The following is a 19878-nucleotide window of genomic DNA, read 5'->3' as shown; positions in this document are numbered from 1 at the left end:
TTTCATTAAAAAAGAGATTAAAGAAGAGGGAGCACATCAGCCGTCCTCACTTTAATCTCCTTATGATGTATTTATTTGTCTTTGTACCGATGATTTGTGTATTACACGGTCATGATTTCTTTTTCTTTCTCAGCAAAAAGATCGTCAATACGCTTGATATATTTATCATGTATCTTTTGTATTTCGTTTTCCGTATCTTTTGCTACATCCTCCGGTGTGCCGTCAGCTTTTATACTCTTTTTCACACTGTCTATAGCATCACGTCGGGCATTGCGTACTCTGATCTTAGCCTCTTCTGATTCTGCTTTAGTTTGCTTCACCAGCTCTTTACGTCGATCTTCTGTCAGAGGTGGGATACCCAAACGGATCAGCTCGCCGTTGTTTTCGGGCGTGATTCCTAAGGGTGAGTTGATGATAGCCTTCTCTATCTCCTTGATCAACTGCTTTTCCCAAGGAGTGATAATGATAGTTTTGGCATCGGGTATGGTCACAGACGCTACTTGCGACAAGGGTGTGCTGTTGCCGTAATATTCCACTACGATACCATCCAGAATTTTGGGATTAGCTTTGCCTGCACGCACTCTTGAGAGCTGCTCGTCCAGGTACTCCACGGCCTTCTCCATGTTCTCTGCCGCTTTTGATGTATAGTTGCTCATCTCGCTCATAATGATCACTTCTTTTTATTATCGATTTGTTTCTATTTACTAACTATATTATTCATTGCATACATAGGTGCCGATATTATCGCCTTTTAGCACTTTGAGCAGATTACCGGGCGTATCCATATCAAACACCACAATAGGAAGGTTGTTTTCCTTGCACATCGTTGTGGCGGTAAGATCCATTACCTTGAGTCCTCTACGATAAATCTCGTCATAAGTGATGCGATCAAATTTCGTGGCTGTAGCATCCTTTTCCGGATCTGCCGTATAAATACCATCAACCCGTGTGCCTTTGAGCATGACATCCGCTTCTACTTCAATACCTCTCAGGGATGAACCTGTATCTGTGGTAAAGAAAGGATTACCTGTACCTCCGGACAAGATCACCACCTCACCGGCTTCCATCAGTTCAATAGCTCGCCATTTATTGTAATATTCACCTATGGGCTCCATACGGATAGCCGTGAGTACTCTGTTTTTTACACCTATTGAGGTAAGGGCAGAGCTCAGTGCCAAACTGTTTATCACCGTAGCCAACATACCCATTTGGTCACCTTTTACTCTGTCGAATCCTTTGGTAGCACCACTAAGCCCGCGGAAGATGTTTCCACCCCCTATTACTATAGCCACTTGAGTATTCATATCCTCATGGGCGATCTTAATATCCCGGGCATAATCGTCCAATCTATCGGCGTCAATACCATATTGCTGACGTCCCATAAGAGATTCTCCGCTCAGTTTGAGCAGTACACGTTTGTATTTTCCCATATTACGTACGAATGTAAGTCTTTCTGCAAAGTAACAAATTTTTTACGATTGTTCAAGTGCAAAGAGGGCATATAAAACATGTCTCACCAAGATATACCTTATATATCGACAGTGAGTTCTACATCGTTTTTACTCTTTAGGTTTTTAAATAATGCTTGTAGGATTTTACATCTTTATTTGCAAGCTATGTCAAATGACACCCAAGTTGATGTTAGGACTAACTTTTTCTTAGGATCTACTCCGTAATAAAGAGATACTATGTAAAGGGGGGAATAGGATATCTCCCCGCCTCGTTAGATGATATGCTTTATTTTGAGCTTCTTCATCAGACGAATCACGAGCAGTGATATCAGATAAACAAATGTTATGCGAACTATGGTGCTCAGCAATGCTGAATTCATTACTTGAGGTACTGTCATTACTATGGCTTTGGTTACAATATTGAGGATTATCAAATGAATGAGATACACTCCCAATACATCAGCGTGCATGCGGGATAGTATATTTGCCTTCATATTTTGTCCCCAACTTGTGTAAAATAGACCGTAAAGAACAAGACTGCCTGTCACGATCAACGGATGCAGATTGTCATACACATAAAAGACCTTAGGTATATGATTATTGCAAGCGACTATGAAGTAGAGCCCACATACCGAGGCCGTGTAGATTACAATCAGCGGTATGCCCCACCTGAGAGGTGGGTATTTACGGATGGTATAGCCGGCAAGAAAGTAGCCGATGTAATCCATAAAAAGAAAAGGAAAGAAGGGGGTTGTCGAGTAATAGTAGTTATAATAATGTGAAGCAATCCCTATAAGAAGGAATGCTGCGGTGGCAATCCAAAGCCTGATTGCTGTTGTAAGACGACGCAGCATTTCATTCAGTAGGGGAGTGATAAGATATAGTCCTATCAACATTACCAAGAACCATAGATGCATAAATGATTGGCCTTTGAAAAAAACATTGACCAAAGGCTCTATGGAGCCATTTTTGATCCATACCCATATCCAGTTTGCCGGTAGCCAAAAGAGTAGAGGATAAAGAATATGAGTCAGTCTTTTGTGATAAAATGTCCCCCACGGTTCGTCACGACCCAAAACAAAAGCCCCGCTGATCATGATAAAAAGAGGTACACCCATCTGTACTATACTTTCGAAGGCCGCAGCTATGTGGTAGTTAGCATCCACAACATCACTTTCTACTACATACTGTCCACAGGTATGTATCGTGATCACCATGATGATGGCTATGGTGCGTAGAGTGTCTATGGCTATATTTCTTTTGGCATTCATATCTGCTTCTAATTCATTTGCAGGGGCAAAGTTAATGCTTCATTTGATAGAATTTTATAACTTAACCTTTGCTTACGTAAGTTTGCTGTAAAAAAGATTTGCTCAAGGAGACTGTTGCAAAAATCAACAGTCTCGTGGATTTTGGAGGCAAAACCGACAAAAGACACTTTGACCGTGCAGAGAGGATAAGGTACAAGGCGCTAAGAGTGAGCGCACAGGGAGTTTACTTCCAGTAAATGATCAAGTGCGAATCTCGCAAGCAACGCAGCAATTGGCCTGCTATGCAACAGTCTCTCAAGAGACATAATCACATCCAGTTTGCTTTTTTTCTGAAATGTCTCCTCCCCAAAAAGTGATCGTATCAATCTTTGAGAATGACCTCATCAATTTTTGAGAATGACCTCATCAATCTTTGAAGTTGATGGAGGCAAAGTTTGAACCTTGTATCATCCGGCTTTTTCCAATAAAACTAAGAGCCCGATTTGAGCTATAAGATGATTTGTATAACTCGGTGTAGGGCAACCCGGTGATTGGGTTATATTTCGTAACTTTATGGGTAGGCGTAAATAAACTCGAAGTCAACGTGACTGATAAATAATGGTGCATTCATTATAACTTAAAGGGATCAGACCCTCAAGCAAATAAACGAGAATATGTTACGGGAGACAACAAATGCTTGGCTCTATATAGGAGAAAGGGCTGTGCGGGGAGGCAGATGCTCTCTCAATAACCTTTGCCCAAATCGTGCATAAGAAGAATCATCAAATAATTTCAAAACGGTGACTTAGCTAAATATCAAGATGAAAAAGAAATTAGTTGTACTAAGTGGTGCAGGCATGAGTGCCGAAAGCGGTATATCTACCTTCAGAGACAGTGACGGATTGTGGGAAAAACATCGGGTGGAAGATGTGGCTTCCATTGAAGGTTTTGAGAGAGATCCCGCTTTGGTGTTGGAGTTTTATAACCAGCGTCGCAGGGATTATGTTGGGTGTGAACCTAATGCGGGACATTATGACATAGCGGAATTGGAAAAAGACTTTCAGGTCACAGTGGTTACACAGAATGTGGACAACCTGCATGAGCGAGCAGGGAGCTCGCACGTCATTCACCTTCATGGAGAGCTGATGAAAAATCGTTCCGTCAAAAACGAATACGTCACTTATGATGTCGATCCTCTTCACCCCTATCTCAAAATAGGCGATTTGGCTCCTGATGGTAGTCAGCTCCGTCCTTTCATCGTGTGGTTTGGAGAGCCCGTGCCTATGATGGCGCCCGCCGCTGAAGCCGTCTCTGACGCTGATATTCTTGTAGTCGTGGGCACTTCGCTCAATGTCTACCCTGCTGCCGGTCTTTTGGCCTATGCACAGCCTCATACTCCTATTTTTCTTATAGACCCTAAGCCTGTACAAAGTTCTTATCGCGACGATATCATACAGATCACTGCAGGAGCAGGACGAGGCGTAAAGCTGCTCATAGGACAATTGGAGAAGTTCAAATAATATACCATAATTATTACTGCTATTCTCTTTTCGGGTTTGGCGTATCTCTCTCATCGCTTGCTTGGGGGGCTTACGGGGATTTTTTTCTAACGCAGAGTTTGAGCGTTTTTTTGATTTTCACAATTTTTTGTGGAGGAGATAATCTCCCTTCGAAAATGCAGTCCAAGTTGCTGCATCTCCCTTCAACAAGATTGCAGGTTTTCTCGCCTCAGCATAGCTCAATTGAGAATTCGGATATACTCTCGGCTTGTAGAAAACCTTGACGATGGAGGTAGAGGGGGCTGACCTTTCCTACTATAGTGTTTTTTGTGATGTGTTTTGATTGATTTTACTATCATCAATCCTCCTGCCCCTCCTTCTCCACGAAGGAGGCAGAGACGTTGCTCATAGCAGAGTTGAAATTATCAAGTTGACTTTGTACTCTGATTTGCCCATAATGAGACTGTTGACTTTTGCAACAGTCTCATTATGGCGTGCTTTTTTATGAAATGAAGCTTCAAAGGGTAGAAAAAACAACATGTAGCAGGTTGAAACAAAATTCCATCAAACGCTTTACCCTTGTGGGGAAGTAATCAAATCCGAAACAATTTCGCTTAAATTGCACTTGTGTAAGTCTCATTATTGTTATTCTTTTTCCCTTTAAAAATCTAAGATAACATCCTTGATGCTTACACACTTTTGGGTGAAAGTATCAACATAAAAATATATTTCGTAAAACTCAAAACGAGACTGTTGCAAAAGTCAACAGTCACGTGGATTTTGGAGGCAAAACCGACAAAAGACACTTTGACCGTGCAGAGAGGATAAAGTGCAAGGCGCTAAGAGTGAGCGCACAGGGAGTTTACTTCCAGTAAATGACCAAGTGCGAATCTCGCAAGCAACGCAGCAATTTGCCTGCTATGCAACAGTCTCAAAACAGATTTATACTCCCACAAAGGATATATATTTCTGAAAAAACCGCTTATTGATTTGCGATCAATAAGCGGTTTGCGCCATAATAAGAGAAAAAAATAATTGATTATAAATTGTCTTTCATAGGCTCAAAATAAGCCTGTTCGTGACGACATGAAGGACAAATCTTAGGAGCGTTTTTACCTGTGTGTACATAACCACACTTACGGCATTGCCATTTGATAGCTTCGTCACGTGAGAATACTTCGTTCTCCTCCACCCGGCTTAGCAACTTCAAATAACGTTCTTCGTGCATTTTTTCCACTTCAGAAATGAATTTCCACAAGCGGGCAATCTCAGGGAATCCCTCCTGCTCAGCCACTTCTGCAAAATGAGGATACAGATCACTCCATTCTTCATTTTCGCCTTCAGCAGCAGCTTTCAGGTTCTCAGCAGTAGTTGAGACTACACCTGCAGGAAACGCAGCAGTGATCTCCACCATGCCCCCCTCAAGATAAGAGAAGAAACGTTCGGCATGTTCTTTTTCTTGATCGGCAGTCTCTTCAAAGATAGCGGCAATTTGCTCGAATCCTTCTTTTCTTGCCACAACGGCAAAGAAGGTATATCTCATACGAGCTTGCGACTCTCCGGCAAAAGACTTCAACAGGTTTTGCTCTGTTGCTGTGCCTTTGATACTTTTTTCCATAACCTGTATGTAAGTGATATATAAATAAAAAAACCGTTTATCTACAAATATAGGCAATTAAAAAAGAATGCTGAGCAATCTGGTAATTTAATTAAAAAGCAATTAGCTTTATATTACCATATTTTATAGTATGTATGAAGCTAATGATAATTCTTTCCAAACAGAAAATTATTCTAATTGATTTGACTTCAAATCCCTCACACATCTAACTTTGAGGCTCTCTGTCTTTTCTAAAGCCGTTAACATTTTATTTGAACCTCGAAGAGCTCTATCTCTATTTCCTCCGGTATATCCTGGCATGGGAGGATCAAGAGACAAACTATACGTATAACCTGTTGCTGACCAGATAAATGTAGATTCATCAGCAGCACTTGAACCAATAACTTTAGTTCTGGACATCAACTGTAATTCTCTTTGATTTGGTACTCGCCATTTACCTTTATCAGATTGATCGGATTTTTCGTAATAATCTTTATTACAACTTTGAACCGGTGTTGTGGTTGCTCGCAATGCATTCCATGACAAAACCCATGGAGCACCACCATTCTGCTCTCCCAAATATTTATTTGCAACTTTAAACCTTTTCGCAGGGATATTTTGAGGAGATCGCTCGGTATGGGAAGGTAGCTCTGTTGTCATAAAATCTACATCTGTATTTCGATATGCGCCCGAATATAATTTATCTACTGTTTCAATAAGACTTATAATCCGATTTGTTACATCCCATTTTACTGTAGAGGCAGGTTGCACAGACGGATCAGAGTTACCAAGATTCCTCATACATCGAGTATAAAATTTATCATAACCTAAATTATATCCACCAGGAAACCAGTTTCCTACAGCAGGGCCCGCTATTGCACTCGTAGATGTACCCTCCTTGGACCAAAGAATTGTGGGATTACTACGTGAAGTATTATCCCATGAAGTACTGCTAAAATACAAGACATATAGAGGGCGATTCAATTGGCTGTAATATTGAGAAGTACGATAAAGCTGATCATCAACACCAATGGCACTAGAGCCGATCCAAACATTCACCAACTGCTCAACTGCAGGAAGGTACCAACGTAGTTCATCCTTATCAATATAACCATTACCATTCAAATCTCTATTACGAGCTAAACAGGCATATCGAGCAGTATTAGACGTAGATGTTTTGGGATTAGTTACTCCATTAGTTATTAATTGATAAGTACCCCAACCATAATTATTCTGAGAAACAATGGCATTTAAATTTACAAAATTACTCCAGCGATGATTATTATCCTGCGTCCAAGTTGCCGTTCGGGGATCACCTATTGCCAATTCCCAATCAAGAGCTGAATTTTTCCACCCATCTAAGGGATCTGTATTCGCCTTGTTACTACCGGACTCAATCGTATAACTTCGTCCCCAGTTTTCGTCCATAACTTCAAACCCAACAGCTTTAGAAGATGAAAGATCATAGGTTGTTTTAATTGACTCTTGTCGTATCAAAAGGGCATTATCAGCAAAAGAAGACTTCCCGTCCTTGCTCAAATAATAATCTTGAGCCATAACAAATTCTCGTGCAGGTTGGTTTACAAATTTTTTCCATAACGAAGGATCACTAACAGCTGATGGATTTAAAGGATCCTTATCGTAATAAAATTCATTTAAAAATACAGTAAAATAGGTATAGTCAAGTCCATCGGATTCTCGAACAAAAAAATTCGCTTCATTAGATGTATGGGCTTGCTTAAGTCGCTCTATCATTTGTTGAGGATTCATTAATGAAGAACTTGATTCTCCCGGATAAGTTGTAATAGATTGATTGTTTCCAACAGGATTTTTAACAAATTTGATCCAATTGATATCTTTGACTCCATGTCTCTCAAACGGTGTGTTTACATAATAAGGGTTGGCTAACGTAGCAACAGATCTAGCAATACGCACCCATGTAGTCGCATAATGCGCGTCGAAACTCAGATTATTAGTACTTCTCACAACACTACTCCCCTCTGCTCCTGGATTGGGTTCAATATCGGCTGAAGTTGCCATAGCTTCAACTTTTATATTCTCAATTCCATTAATCGTTACAGTGTAATTATAATAAGTATTCCTCTTACAATCAAAATCATTGGCATTTGCATCAACATATCCTAAATGAATAGTATATGTTACTTGAGCATTAATTCGTGTTGATCCATTCTGTATTTCAAGACTTCCTTCGATTTGAACATACGTGGCGTTAAGGTCAGCATAAGTAAAGGCTCCATTAGTAACATTCCCATTTATTCCTGTTGATGTTTTATCTTGCTTCTCTCTTTTGTAAAAAGCATCAGCAGTCGGATTACTTCCTGATCCAATGATGATACTTTTACTCTGCTTTTTGTTCTCATATTGATAAAATGTAAACGAATTCTCGACACCCCCATCAGGCTTAATAATGCTTTCAAACTCTTTTTTTTCCGAATCAAAAAAATCAGAAGAAGAAGTAAGTCCCACTTTGTCAGTACTTGAAGCAAACAACCGTACCTTATTAGGGATTCGGAGTACTCTCCATGTTCTTGGTGTAAACTTGACATTTGAGGCTGTATTCACTGTAAATTTAACTTTCGAGCAAACTCTTGTGAGTGGAATATTTAAAGTATTTGTAGTTATTCCAGGTATTATTGTGTGATCTTCTATTTTACCTGCCATCAGCAATTTACCATCTGTACGTGACAATGTAGCAAAACCCGTTCTATATGATATAATAAGATCTTGTAGAGCCTGTTTAGAAGTAATGGCATCCAATTGCTCTTTGGTAATATCAGCTAAAGGAGATTTTTCTCCAATATTAGCCACCGCATAAATACTCTTCTTCCCTGATATTGTTTTTAATTTAACTTTCCCGGAAGCATCTTCTCCTGCTAATTTATCTGTTGAGGGATTATAAGGGAAAAATTGACGATTTTGAATCGTTCCATCTGTATTAAAAATAAATAGATATAAATTCCACACCTTATTCTCTTGTTCTGGTGAAATTGAAGATCGCATAACTGATTCTTTAGGAAAATCTCCCATAGCTACAGATAACTCTATAATAGAATGATGTCCCTCTAATTCGGGATTATCACGATTGTCATCAGTGCATGAAAAAAAACATGACAAAAAAGACAAGATTACGCTGATCTGAAGTGTACTATGTAATAAGTTACGATTAATTTTTACTTTCATAAAACAAGGGGTTGTAATGAGATTAGTCAAAAGGAGGTAAGGATATAGCCTTATTATCCCAAGGTTGAGTCAAATAAGAAATACTAAGATCAAGATATTCCCATCCATTAACAGTAATATTTATTTTATAATACCTATTACGCCCCACACGCCAAGCGCCGGTGCTTAATCTTTCACATACGGATAATAGGTATGTTTTCTTCTCTGCTGGGGCATTTGCTTTGCTCATAGTTATCTTGATTTTAGTCTCCGTATCTTGATTTGCTGCTTTATTTTGAGGTAAATAGATTCTATCAAAAGTATATTCCCAATTATCCCCAGCATTTGGATAAGAAATAGTCTCAAGAGAGCGAATAAAATTCTTTTTTATACTTTCAGATGCTGAAGATATCTCTGAATCTGTAAGATAATCTGTTGTTCCTACAGAACCTGCTGTCAGTTCTATATATTTAGGAATATTTAGTACCTCTATTTTGTCAACTCTTATTTGCTGAGCAGCGGATGTTAAAGGACTGGGAGATGAAATTTTGAGATCAAGCCGAGATATAACTCTTTCTAAAACAATTCCATCAAGAGTAGTGGGAGAAATATTTGGGATCTGATCCTCAAGATGAAATCCTGCACCAGCATTCTTTACTAATGCTAAAAAGGAATGACGTTGAGTCATTACAAAAGGAGGTCGAATATTCTCCAATGTAGGAACTTTATCTACATTTAAAGAGCTCAAACTATAAGTTGTATTTTGAGGTAAATTAGCTATAAATACTACAGAACGTGTCCCAACATAAGGATTTATTGATATCTTGGCAGACGAAGACTGAACTTCAGTAGTATAATATGACTTATCTGTGAATGGATTATCCGTAACCACCTGCAAGGATTTAACCTCATCCTCTTTATCAACATCAGTATTAATGCTTGGAGTATTACCTTGCGTACGAAATACTCTTACCGGAATGGGAATGTCTCCCGAATTAACGTCCTCAACTTTATTAAAAGGTATCTGTTTAATGCATGAAGCGATAATAAAAATACAAACAACAGATAAAACAATAAGGCCGGTAAATATAATATTATCCTGAAATCTTTTCATTATTTTAAATCTCCTTCATTGATAGTTATATTAATCGGATCTGCCATACTCCAAGCAGATACTAAAACAGAAGTTTCAAATTTTATTTCTGAACCAATGAGTGTTCCATTGATACGATATATCGAGTTTCTATAAATATTATAATCTTTAATTCCGTTTGACATTTGATATAAAGGCAGTATAAATACTCTTTCCGTTCCATCATTATCAACAACAATTTTCAGAATAGTAGCTGCTGATTCTATTACATTCTTACGCTCAACAATAAAAGCGGATAAAACTTGTGTCGCATTGAAAATCGAACCCTGCGTATGTGAGATATCTTGATTATATGAATTTGGATATGCTCCACCAGTAGTCAAATATTCTTCATGTGTTACAGGCGTTTGATTTTCTTCAATTAAATTATAAACTTCATTTCCTTTAATTAATTCAGCACGCTTAAAAGTCATGTATTGCGTGTTAGGATAAATTGTACCGTTTGCCTGAGTATTTTTAAGTGTTAACTCCACTTTAGAAACTGTACGTTTAAGCCAAATAACAGGATTAAGAATTGTAGGGGACGATGGCGTTCCTCCCGGAGCTACCCTAAAATATTGTCGCCCAATCATCATTAAACCGAGTTTTTTATTCGTAACTCTTTCGTTGAGTATTAGCTCTCTTAAAATATCATTTTGAATACTAGCAGTATTAATACCATTTCCCGTATCACCATCGATCAGCTGTCTTTTGGTCGTTACCCGATCAAGGTTTAATGGAGCAAAGCCGGTAGGGTCTTCATTGGCAATAAGAATAAATTCATAATCTCCAGAAGGAAGCTCCATATCCATTTGAATAATGGAAACGTCATTGTTTTTATAAGCAAAAAATTTCTCATTTCCCTCCAATCCTGCTCCAGGAATTCTGTATACTATATTTTTTACAATATTCTCTCCATTAAAAACCAAAACACGAACACGCCCGATATAGCGCTCATTACCTGAGCCATCCTCTTCTGTGGGAGCCTGTGGATTATCACCATTTACAGCACCTGTTTGGGAGGCTCTTAATTCAGGCAGGGACAAGCTTGTTTGGATGCGAACTAAAGCTTTATCATGAAAATCAATCTCACGATCTTTTTTACAACTTGATAGAAAAAGAAAGATGAACAAAGTTGTAAATACAACATTGAAAAATAAAGATGAATTAGATTTTTGATACAACATTATTTTTACGTTTAACCAAGTATTACATCTCGCACTACGACATTCCATCCATTGACTTTAATTCCAATAAGCATATATGTCCCATCAGACTTTTTTTCAAGATCCAACGATAAGTCAAAAACATGCTCACACTCAAAATTAATTGGCTCTGCATTTCCATATAGAGCCACAGCATCAATAATTGTCATCACACTTTGCTTGTACAATATTTTTCCTGATTTATCTTCAGTAATAACAAGTTGAGGATGGCGAGACTCCCGATCTAGCTTCAACAGTGAAAACATAGCAGATCTATACTCTTCCCTATCTGTTTTATTTAAATATTGTTTATAAACAATATTTCGCTTTATAGATCCTCCTAAGAAGTTATAAGCAGCATTATCATCTGTGATGGTGGCGGTATAATGATTTAAGTCATCAAGCCCCTTTACCTTCAGATTTAGCTCATTGGTAAATTGCCTCATATTGATATGAAGAGTGTCAATAATAGAGCCTAGATCGGTATGATCTTTTATCTCTAAATTATCAATTCTACCATAGTAAAGTTCTGATAAACGAACTGTAGATGGATTGTATTCGGGGTTCAAAGTCCAATACATTTGATCGATCAACGAACCATCTATGATATTTTCTATTGAATAAAAAGAAGCATTAGAAACTCCCCAACACACTAAAGTGTATTTACCTTGAGGAGGTGTTGAGATCTGGGCATAAGGATTATCTCCATGAACTACATTAAAAGCATCATAACGCAAAACAAGTCGCCCTTTTTGATCAAAAAGGCTCAATGCGATTTTATTCATTTGACCAAGACGTTCCGGATGGCGTATTTTACCATCACATGGAGTTTCGTTATAGAAGTATAACTGTAAAGTCTGTGGACAAGAAGATAAATCATCTTTAATCCAAGAACATCCAGTTGCTATAATTAATAGCAAAAAGAACGAACCCAGAACTGAAAAAAAACGCTTCATGATTTATTGAGATTTACAAAATGATTCTTTGCAATCGAAATAACCAAAGATTTGAGTAGGATAATCCTACTCAAATCTAAATGGTCAAAATTTAATATAATAGAGAGTCTGCTTTTACCAAAATATTACTCAAGAGTTACGTCACGTTTAATTACATTCCATTTGAGCACTTTAGCCTCAACACGCATATAAGTGTCTTGCTTTTCGATATTAGGATTGTCTGGGATTACCGTTGAATCATCGTTAGTGTTATCTTTAGGTAAATTGGGATCCTCAGGGTCTGAAGAATCCCAAGGCATGCCAAGACCCAAGATTTCTTTAATAGTCAATAAGTAAACGTTATTACGACGAACATCTGCATTTATGACAGTTTTGCCGGCATCTGTTGATATACGATTCCACAAAACTCGGTAACCGCACATTCCTTTTGTATATACATAGACTTTTTGATCTTTTGCAATTACACTCTGCTTAGCAGCCTCTTTACTTCCATAAATAAGTCCATCAGTTTGTCCTTTGTAGAATGTACCATCAACTAACCCTGCTGAAGATGCATCCTTTTCAACGAGTTTATCACCTTCTAATACAAGCACTTTCTTGGGTGTGTACTTTACATACACTTTGGCATAAGCCAAGCGATAAAAGCCTTGAACTTTTACAGAAGATAAGTCTGAAACTGAATTTTCAAAGAAATAAAATCCATCTGATTTTGATGTAGCTGCGTTCTCATCAACTTTTCGTGCTGTATATAGTCCTGTTTTTGCTGCATCTCCAATATTCCCTAAGCGGATTAAACCTTGGGTTTTGGCGTCATTGGCTGTCGATGCAACTGTTGAGCTATGAATAGCTGATTTAAAATCACCATATTTTTGAGTTGTCATCTGACGGTCTCCCGCATTATTAGTAAAAAGATAAGTCTTTGTAGCACTATTTACTGGAGCGTATTTCAATGTAGTCAAGTCCAATGTACCTTTTCCATCTTTTGTATCCTGAATGAGACTTGCATCTTTTTTTACAATTCCCTTTACAACAACACGTTCTGCATCAAAAGGAAATACATTATCTGATTTGCCAGATCCGTTTTTAACTACATCTTTAGCCTTTCCTGAAATTATATTTTCAGAAGCAACTTTTGAAGTCATAACAAATGATTGAGCCTCATTATTAGCCAAAGTTTTAAGCTCCTGCTCAGCTTGACCATCAGAACCTCCATAAATGTAATTTGCCGCCGTATTAGCTGACAATCCAGCAAAAGATCCAACAACCCCATTTAGCATCAATCCCATTGTCTGCACACCAGATTGAGTGAGCCATGGAGCTACTTTATAAACATCTGTAGACAACCAAAATTTACCATCTTCATCAGCATTGCCCAGAGTCCATGACTGATCCTTTACACTTGAAAGAAGATTGATCGTTGTAATTTTTTTTTCAGCCTCTGTGCCTTCATCCTCTTCTTGGCCCGTATCTGCAGCTTTCAAAGCTGACTTATTAAAAGAGATAGTCATGCCGGCAAAAGTATTCCCTTTGCCTTCTCCTTTTTCAAGATTATTAAGATCGGAAGTTTCTTTATTACACGAAACAACAATCATTGCACTAAGTAAGTACAATGCAATTTTGATTTTTGTCATTTTTTATGATTTTATTATTGAATTCGGTTTGTTGTAAGGGAAATACATAAGGGTATAACTGCTTACCCAGATGTGTTTTTAGATGAAAAAATGAAAGCCTACAGTATTAATTAATCAAATATTTAAAACTCATTACTTGCAATAAAGAATCTTAAAAAAAATAACTGAAATAACTCACTATGTTTATGGGGGTAAAATTAGATACGCATACAAGCAAAAAACTTATACTTTACAAACTATTTTTTTTACAAATTAAACAATGGGGTTTCGTTTGTTTTTCCTAATAGACGATGGTGACTCTCCAAAATATTTAGTGCAAAACTTAGACAAATGAGCTATAGAACAAAAATGTAACTCTTCAGCGATCTCAAGCATAGACATATCGGTTGATTCAAGAAGACTTCTAAGTCTCTTTTTTCTTTCCTGAAGCATCCACTTATAGGGCGAAGATCTAAACTCTAGCAGAAATAGTCTGCAAAATGTATGATAGGGCATATTGCACATTACAGCAAGATCTTTAGCACTTTTGGCTTTGAATTGATTTGCTAGAACTTGATTTTTAAAGAAATGCTTAGTTGTTATAAGAGGTGAAAAGAATAGTGCGTTTTCTTTGCGTGAATGCTCAGTCTCATAGATAAACATAAGGCCTGTGAACAATAGTGAATGGATATACTGATCTGCTTTCCACTTGGACTCGCTTATATATTTTAGAAAATCGAACAACTCTTCGAATTCCCTTTTCATATCCATCACGAATGGTGGATGATTTCCTATCATAAGGTCTGTGGAAATATATTTTTTCAGAGAACTAACAAACTCAGCTGTACGTATATCCGGCATCTCTGAAAATGAAAACAGTATCATATCCGCGTCTTCTAATATGTATAAAGACAACTCCGTGTTGATCGGAATAAGTACTGTTTGATTTTGCTCCATGACGTAATCATCAAGCAGAGGACTCTTACAAAGGATCTTGCCTTTGTTGACAAATAAAATCACATGATTATAGTCTTTTAAGATGCGTAAAGACTCACCCTTCAATTTTTTATAAAATTCAAGTAACATCCTGCTAAATTTTAGAGCAAGTCGAACCGATAATGGGATGAATCAAAAAAGCAATAATCTAATCTCGGGATATAATACAAGTATATTCATGGTAAATAGAAAAAGGAGAGAGATAACTATAAAGATATCAAGAGTGGCCTATGCTAATATGATCCAATTTATTACCAATCTTTTATCTCAGCTAATCACCGTTTGATTCTTTACTGCAAGTGCTGTAAATATAATAAATATTCTCTTTGAGGATGATTTTTGATAAATTTTTTGTCAAAAAATGTCATACTCCCGATTTTTCTATGATAGATAAGGGGATACAAATATTTCAATTTTTTCCGGGTTGCTTCGCCTTCGGCTCGCAATGACGGGTGGGGTCGTGGTTACTTTGGCAGTAGTACGTTTATCGCTCACCGTCATTGCGAGGGCTTTTGCCCGAAGATTAGGGTTTGATTATCAATAAAATGCCTTAACGGCCTAAATTTGATGCGATTGCCCTAAAGAGGAAGACTTATTTCATATTGAGACTGTTGAATAGCAGGCAAATTGCTTCGTTGCTTGCGAGATTCGCGCTTGGTCATTTACCGGAAGTAAACTCCCTGTACACTCACTCCTAGCGCCTTGCACTTTACCCTCTCTGCCCGGTCAAAGTGTATTTTGTCGGCTTTGCCTCCAAAATCCACAAGACTGTTGACTTTTGCAACAGTCTAATAGAGACCTTTGAAAAATGTAAAGGGTAAAAAAGGATGGGTAGACTGGGGTGAAAACTGATCGAAATCCCGGAAATATTTATCGGAACATGCCCCCCTTCCCCCTTCGGAGCTCCAAAGAGGGGCTCCGAAGAGGGCTTTCTCACACTATCCGACACAATGGGACACAATTATCCCCGGAGTCCGATAAAGGTTAAAGGCGATGCTTTCGATAACGTTCTGAGTGTGTGCTTTTGCTAACCCTCGGTAACGACATCGCCCTCCATGGAACCACCTACAGATGCTTCCAAAGGTACGCTCGATAGTGCTTCGTATAGGGCTTATAGATTTATTAAAGGCTTTCTGCATATCCGTTAACGGTCTATTTCGATGAGACTTGTGCATTATCCCATCTCGTAATCCATGACTTTGTAAGTATGCTCTATTCTCCCGCGAGGCGTAGCCTTTGTCCGCAAGAACAGGTGTCTCTTTGGGAATTTCCTCTCCTTCCAATAGTGGGATGAACTCCTTCGTATCACTACGATTGGCAGGAGTGGTAATCACCTTTTGAACTATCCCTTGAACATTCGTCATCACATGTTTCTTGTATCCATACCGGTATCCATGCTTGTACACCCATCTGCCTTCTTCATCGGTTCCTTTGCGCTGACGAACCACGGTTTTCTGATAATCCGCCTCCGCCTTCTTAGCTTCCTCGCTACGTGTATCTTCACGATCCTCGGCCACCTCAATCGTGATACAGCCATTAGGCTTGTGGGGGGTATCTACAATACTTGCATCCACTAATACGCCTTCTCTTACTGAAATATGATGCTTGGATAATTGCTTGTTAAACATCTTTAAGAGTGGATCCATTAGATTAAGCTCTGTCAAGGAGGTACGAAACCGACTCACCGTGCTGTGATCCGGTGAAACCTCTTCCAGCTTCAATCCTAAAAAGCGAGAAAAAGAAATGGAATCATTTACACGCTCCTCCAAGGCAACGTCGCTGAGATTGTACCACGTTTCCAAAAGCAACATCTTAAAAAGAAGTATCACGTCATAGGCAGGTGCCCCAACTGCATTCTGTCTCTTCGTATATTTCTTATTGATCAACGTACGGATGGGGCGCCAATCAATCAATTGGTCAATTTGATTCAAAAATTCATTTTGAACCTTACGATATCGTCTCTGATAAAGAATGTCTCCAAAGGTTACATCCTCTTCTTGTGTGTTTTTTTGCTTGTTTGCCATAATAAACTACTGAATTTTATACTACAATATACTAAATATATGGCTAACATACAAGCTTTTACGATACTATTTTTCGCCAAATTACCATGCAAAGGTCTCTAATATTGATAGTTTCCATCATCTTAATCAAATAAAACAACCGCTATCATTGAGTTTTTAGCTCTTTGATAGCGGTTGCTCTTTACAAATGATAGTTGATTTTAGGGGCAATAGAGTTTTGACACCTCCTCCCCCGATTCTAAAGTTACAGACTCAACTTATAAGTGCAATATTTGTGACAAATTTAATAAGAAGGGTTCAAATTCTAACTTTTCTGTACGTTAAATACAACTAACGGACTATCGCCAAGATCTATTTTACCTTTTATTATTATATTATTTTTATTCTTCTCATTAGCAGGTCTCGTACTATTGTTATAAAGCTCTTGTTCTGTGATCTGCTTAAAGTCAACAAGCACATTGTTTGTGCGGAACTGATTCCAAGGAGCATAAGTTCCAAAACTTACTATTTGCTCCCCTAGCTTATAGGATAATTGATTGAATGTACCTAAAGCAACTCCCTGTTTGTGTATAGCTAAAGCATATCCGGATTTTCCGGATGCAATTATCGTAGGTACACTACTGTAGAATGTACTTCCACACCAAACAGTTTCGCTTGCTAAGCTTATATTTTGATCTGTTTTATTATTAATAATAATCTTTGCACAGTTGCCTGTACCATACTCCGCTTTTAATTTATTGACTTCTCTTTTTGCATCGGACTCGCTATTGGCTGTATAGGGAATATTCCTACATTCCGTATGCTTAAATTTCTCTTCATACTTTACGGTAACAGGTTTGTTGTTTTTGATGTTTGCCGCAGTATACTCAATAGGGTAACCCGGATTAGATTTTGAAACTTCAGCTCCTTTGATTACAAACTCTCTTACTTTTTCAAAATCCCCGGTTTGGCTTGAGAAAGAAGATAATAAACCGTCAGTGGCGTTACCTCCTAATTGTTTTACATAAACTTTGGAATTCCTTAAAGTATTGCTATACTTTAGTTTCTGATCCACAGTAACTGATGTTGTCGGATTTTTATAAGCAAAGTTAAGGGCTTGTTCCAAATCCAAAGAGTTTTCGTCAGACTCATATACCAATGCATATAACCTACCATAAGTTACAGTAGAGACGTAAACAGGAGGATTGTGTTCAGAGATATATGCGCTGATATCTTTGTCCGGATAATTAGATTTTATCCAACCATTATCACCTTTTAAACCCGCCTTGGGAGAAACAGATACTGTAAAAAACTTCTGCTTCAGCGTTACTGCATAATAAGTCTTGCTTTGCTTGAAGTCAATGCCCAAGCTCGCCCCCACATTCAGTTTCCCAAAACCAGAGAACCCTACATTTAATGCCAGCTGTAGTTGTTTGCTGTTAAATGCCCGTTGAATATCTATAGTGTAATTAGCAGGAAACCTAGTCTCAGAGCTGTAATAACTATCCAAGGCTTTTCCCAATGCATCTTGCACTTTTCCCGGAGTTGGGTCCGGGATAACGTAGCTTGTCGGTTTTGTTGCATTTAGAGAGAAGGCATCTACTTTGACTTCTATTGAATTTCTTCCTGCTCCGTCTACCGGTATAGAAGCTAATTCTCCTGTTCGAATGGATTCACCTTGGACAAGGTTACCCGGCCACATCAAGTTAGTGCCTCTGTCAAATTTTGAAAAATCCTGATATATTTTACTCTGAACAGTCTCTACGTCTTTGCAGGGTGAGTCTGTATTATCCGAGCCACTCAAAAATGAAGGAAGTGAAGAATATGTACTTTGGGATACTACTTCTGTAGGCTGTCCGTCATACATCTCTTTCTTAGAATTGATTTCGTCATTCTGAACATCGGTTGTCAATGTATCATTTGCATTACAACCTACGATTGATAATAGTATTAGCGTAGATACAGCTAATTTAGATTTGTAGACTTTCATAACTATTAATTTTTTTGTGTTATAAACTCGGTTAATTTGCCTTAAAAACAAGATTGCATACTCTTAATTGGTAAAATGAATCTTGCTTTTTATTACAAAATATAGGTTTGGTTTTGGTATACTTTATAATAATTATCTATGCATGTAATAAAGTTATAGCGTGTTAATAATTTGATGTTTATAATTCTTGCTATGTGCAATTTATATATTGCACAACAGATATAAAGAGGTTATAAAAGCTTTAATTAAGAAGCAGTTTAGAGTTTTATAAGTTTTGTATTTGTCTATATCTTTTATGCTGTTTTCTGTCCTTCTTCACTTCTTTGAAAATTCTTTTCGTTTTGCATGCTATATGATACGAAAAGCATTTCCAGAACCATCGAAAAATGGTTAATAGCACTTTATAAATAAATTCAAAATAATTTCTTGCTTCTTGACAAGTTTGATTTTTCTTCCATTACACCCCATTATGTAATGTCATACTAGGTCAAAGTTTTGAAAGCTTTAGTAGGGGACCTTTCTCTTATCTTTATAAAAATGATAAAGAACTTTTATTGTAGCGGTAGATCTGTTTGAAAATTAAAAAAGGTATTTAGTTAATAATTTTGTAGAATAACTCTTTTATTCAACAATATGTAAGATTCTAAAAGGGTGTGAGTATATTTGGTTAGTTTTGAATCCCACACCAAGGTTTAATATTTAAGCTTTTGGTTTTCTAAATATAAATCATAATTTTTATACTTGCAAGAATTAAAGGCATTTTTTTATTTTTTTCTGTTATGTTTTCCTTGTATTAATAATTTGAAACTCACTAAAGAGCATTTGATATTGGGGGGGTGATCTTCAAATTTGTTCAATATCAATGTTTTAATCTGATGATTTTTGATTTCCTTATATGATATCTATTCGCTGAAATATATATGATAATTATTTCTCATCTTCATGCTATTATTCTCATGAAATATAAAAATATGGAGTTGCAATACGAAAAAACAGGGTGAAACAAAAG

At 37.5% G+C, this 19878-nt stretch carries 13 protein-coding genes; 1 reads left to right on the top strand and 12 read right to left on the bottom strand.

The window, feature by feature from the left end; all coding sequences use genetic code 11:
* Positions 1-101 precede the first annotated feature (101 nt).
* From frr to VYJ22_RS00895, 3 genes are all read right to left on the bottom strand, one after another.
* Positions 102-665, bottom strand: a complete 564-nt coding sequence (gene frr, locus VYJ22_RS00905; RefSeq protein ID WP_329904483.1) for a ribosome recycling factor — start codon at positions 663-665, stop codon at positions 102-104.
* A 48-nt stretch (positions 666-713) separates the two neighbouring features.
* Complete coding sequence (pyrH, locus tag VYJ22_RS00900) at positions 714-1430, bottom strand: UMP kinase (RefSeq protein WP_329904482.1); 717 nt, start codon at positions 1428-1430, stop codon at positions 714-716.
* 293 nt (positions 1431-1723) lie between these two features.
* Complete coding sequence (locus VYJ22_RS00895) at positions 1724-2722, bottom strand: acyltransferase (protein ID WP_329904481.1); 999 nt, start codon at positions 2720-2722, stop codon at positions 1724-1726.
* Positions 2723-3522: 800 nt separating this feature from the next.
* Between VYJ22_RS00895 and VYJ22_RS00890 the strand changes: the two genes are divergently transcribed.
* Positions 3523-4221 carry an SIR2 family NAD-dependent protein deacylase gene (locus tag VYJ22_RS00890; RefSeq protein ID WP_329904480.1) on the top strand — a complete coding sequence of 233 codons (699 nt, stop codon included), beginning with the start codon at positions 3523-3525 and terminating at the stop codon, positions 4219-4221.
* A gap of 1018 nt (positions 4222-5239) precedes the next feature.
* On the opposite strand, the gene rbr is transcribed toward VYJ22_RS00890, so the two are convergent.
* The 9 genes from rbr to VYJ22_RS00845 all read right to left on the bottom strand — a co-directional run bounded on the left by rbr (position 5240) and on the right by VYJ22_RS00845 (position 18869).
* Entirely contained in the window at positions 5240-5818 is a 579-nt protein-coding gene (gene rbr, locus VYJ22_RS00885; protein ID WP_329904479.1) for a rubrerythrin, read from the bottom strand.
* A gap of 168 nt (positions 5819-5986) precedes the next feature.
* The gene (locus VYJ22_RS00880; protein WP_329904477.1) at positions 5987-8998 is read right to left on the bottom strand and encodes a fimbrial protein; all 3012 of its coding nucleotides are present in this window, start codon (positions 8996-8998) and stop codon (positions 5987-5989) included.
* Positions 8999-9020: 22 nt separating this feature from the next.
* Positions 9021-10091: a hypothetical protein gene (locus VYJ22_RS00875; RefSeq protein ID WP_329904476.1), complete on the bottom strand. Its 1071-nt coding sequence runs from the start codon at positions 10089-10091 to the stop codon at positions 9021-9023.
* Complete coding sequence (locus tag VYJ22_RS00870; RefSeq protein ID WP_329904474.1) at positions 10091-11296, bottom strand: hypothetical protein; 1206 nt, start codon at positions 11294-11296, stop codon at positions 10091-10093. Before VYJ22_RS00870 ends, VYJ22_RS00875 begins: the two co-directional genes overlap by 1 nt.
* A gap of 11 nt (positions 11297-11307) precedes the next feature.
* Positions 11308-12270, bottom strand: coding sequence for a FimB/Mfa2 family fimbrial subunit (locus tag VYJ22_RS00865; protein WP_329904473.1), 963 nt, complete (start codon positions 12268-12270; stop codon positions 11308-11310).
* A gap of 125 nt (positions 12271-12395) precedes the next feature.
* Positions 12396-13901: an Mfa1 family fimbria major subunit gene (locus VYJ22_RS00860; protein ID WP_329904472.1), complete on the bottom strand. Its 1506-nt coding sequence runs from the start codon at positions 13899-13901 to the stop codon at positions 12396-12398.
* 252 nt (positions 13902-14153) lie between these two features.
* Positions 14154-14966 carry a helix-turn-helix domain-containing protein gene (locus VYJ22_RS00855; RefSeq protein ID WP_329904470.1) on the bottom strand — a complete coding sequence of 271 codons (813 nt, stop codon included), beginning with the start codon at positions 14964-14966 and terminating at the stop codon, positions 14154-14156.
* An 848-nt stretch (positions 14967-15814) separates the two neighbouring features.
* Positions 15815-16900 carry an IS5 family transposase gene (locus VYJ22_RS00850; protein WP_329903044.1) on the bottom strand — a complete coding sequence of 362 codons (1086 nt, stop codon included), beginning with the start codon at positions 16898-16900 and terminating at the stop codon, positions 15815-15817.
* A 304-nt stretch (positions 16901-17204) separates the two neighbouring features.
* A complete protein-coding gene (locus VYJ22_RS00845) occupies positions 17205-18869 on the bottom strand; it encodes a thiol-activated cytolysin family protein (protein ID WP_329904469.1) in 1665 nt (554 codons plus the stop codon).
* Positions 18870-19878: the final 1009 nt, after the last annotated feature.

Origin of the sequence: Porphyromonas pogonae, assembly GCF_036320655.1 — a bacterium.
GTDB lineage: Bacteria > Bacteroidota > Bacteroidia > Bacteroidales > Porphyromonadaceae > Porphyromonas > Porphyromonas pogonae.
This window is presented reverse-complemented; position numbering and strand designations above follow the sequence as displayed.

Coding starts and splice junctions, on each gene's coding strand:
- frr (WP_329904483.1), bottom strand. CDS start 665: ATGAGCGAGATGAGCAACTATACATCAAAAGCGGCAGAGAACATGGAG.
- pyrH (WP_329904482.1), bottom strand. CDS start 1,430: ATGGGAAAATACAAACGTGTACTGCTCAAACTGAGCGGAGAATCTCTT.
- VYJ22_RS00895 (WP_329904481.1), bottom strand. CDS start 2,722: ATGAATGCCAAAAGAAATATAGCCATAGACACTCTACGCACCATAGCC.
- VYJ22_RS00890 (WP_329904480.1), top strand. CDS start 3,523: ATGAAAAAGAAATTAGTTGTACTAAGTGGTGCAGGCATGAGTGCCGAA.
- rbr (WP_329904479.1), bottom strand. CDS start 5,818: ATGGAAAAAAGTATCAAAGGCACAGCAACAGAGCAAAACCTGTTGAAG.
- VYJ22_RS00880 (WP_329904477.1), bottom strand. CDS start 8,998: ATGAAAGTAAAAATTAATCGTAACTTATTACATAGTACACTTCAGATC.
- VYJ22_RS00875 (WP_329904476.1), bottom strand. CDS start 10,091: ATGAAAAGATTTCAGGATAATATTATATTTACCGGCCTTATTGTTTTA.
- VYJ22_RS00870 (WP_329904474.1), bottom strand. CDS start 11,296: ATGTTGTATCAAAAATCTAATTCATCTTTATTTTTCAATGTTGTATTT.
- VYJ22_RS00865 (WP_329904473.1), bottom strand. CDS start 12,270: ATGAAGCGTTTTTTTTCAGTTCTGGGTTCGTTCTTTTTGCTATTAATT.
- VYJ22_RS00860 (WP_329904472.1), bottom strand. CDS start 13,901: ATGACAAAAATCAAAATTGCATTGTACTTACTTAGTGCAATGATTGTT.
- VYJ22_RS00855 (WP_329904470.1), bottom strand. CDS start 14,966: ATGTTACTTGAATTTTATAAAAAATTGAAGGGTGAGTCTTTACGCATC.
- VYJ22_RS00850 (WP_329903044.1), bottom strand. CDS start 16,900: ATGGCAAACAAGCAAAAAAACACACAAGAAGAGGATGTAACCTTTGGA.
- VYJ22_RS00845 (WP_329904469.1), bottom strand. CDS start 18,869: ATGAAAGTCTACAAATCTAAATTAGCTGTATCTACGCTAATACTATTA.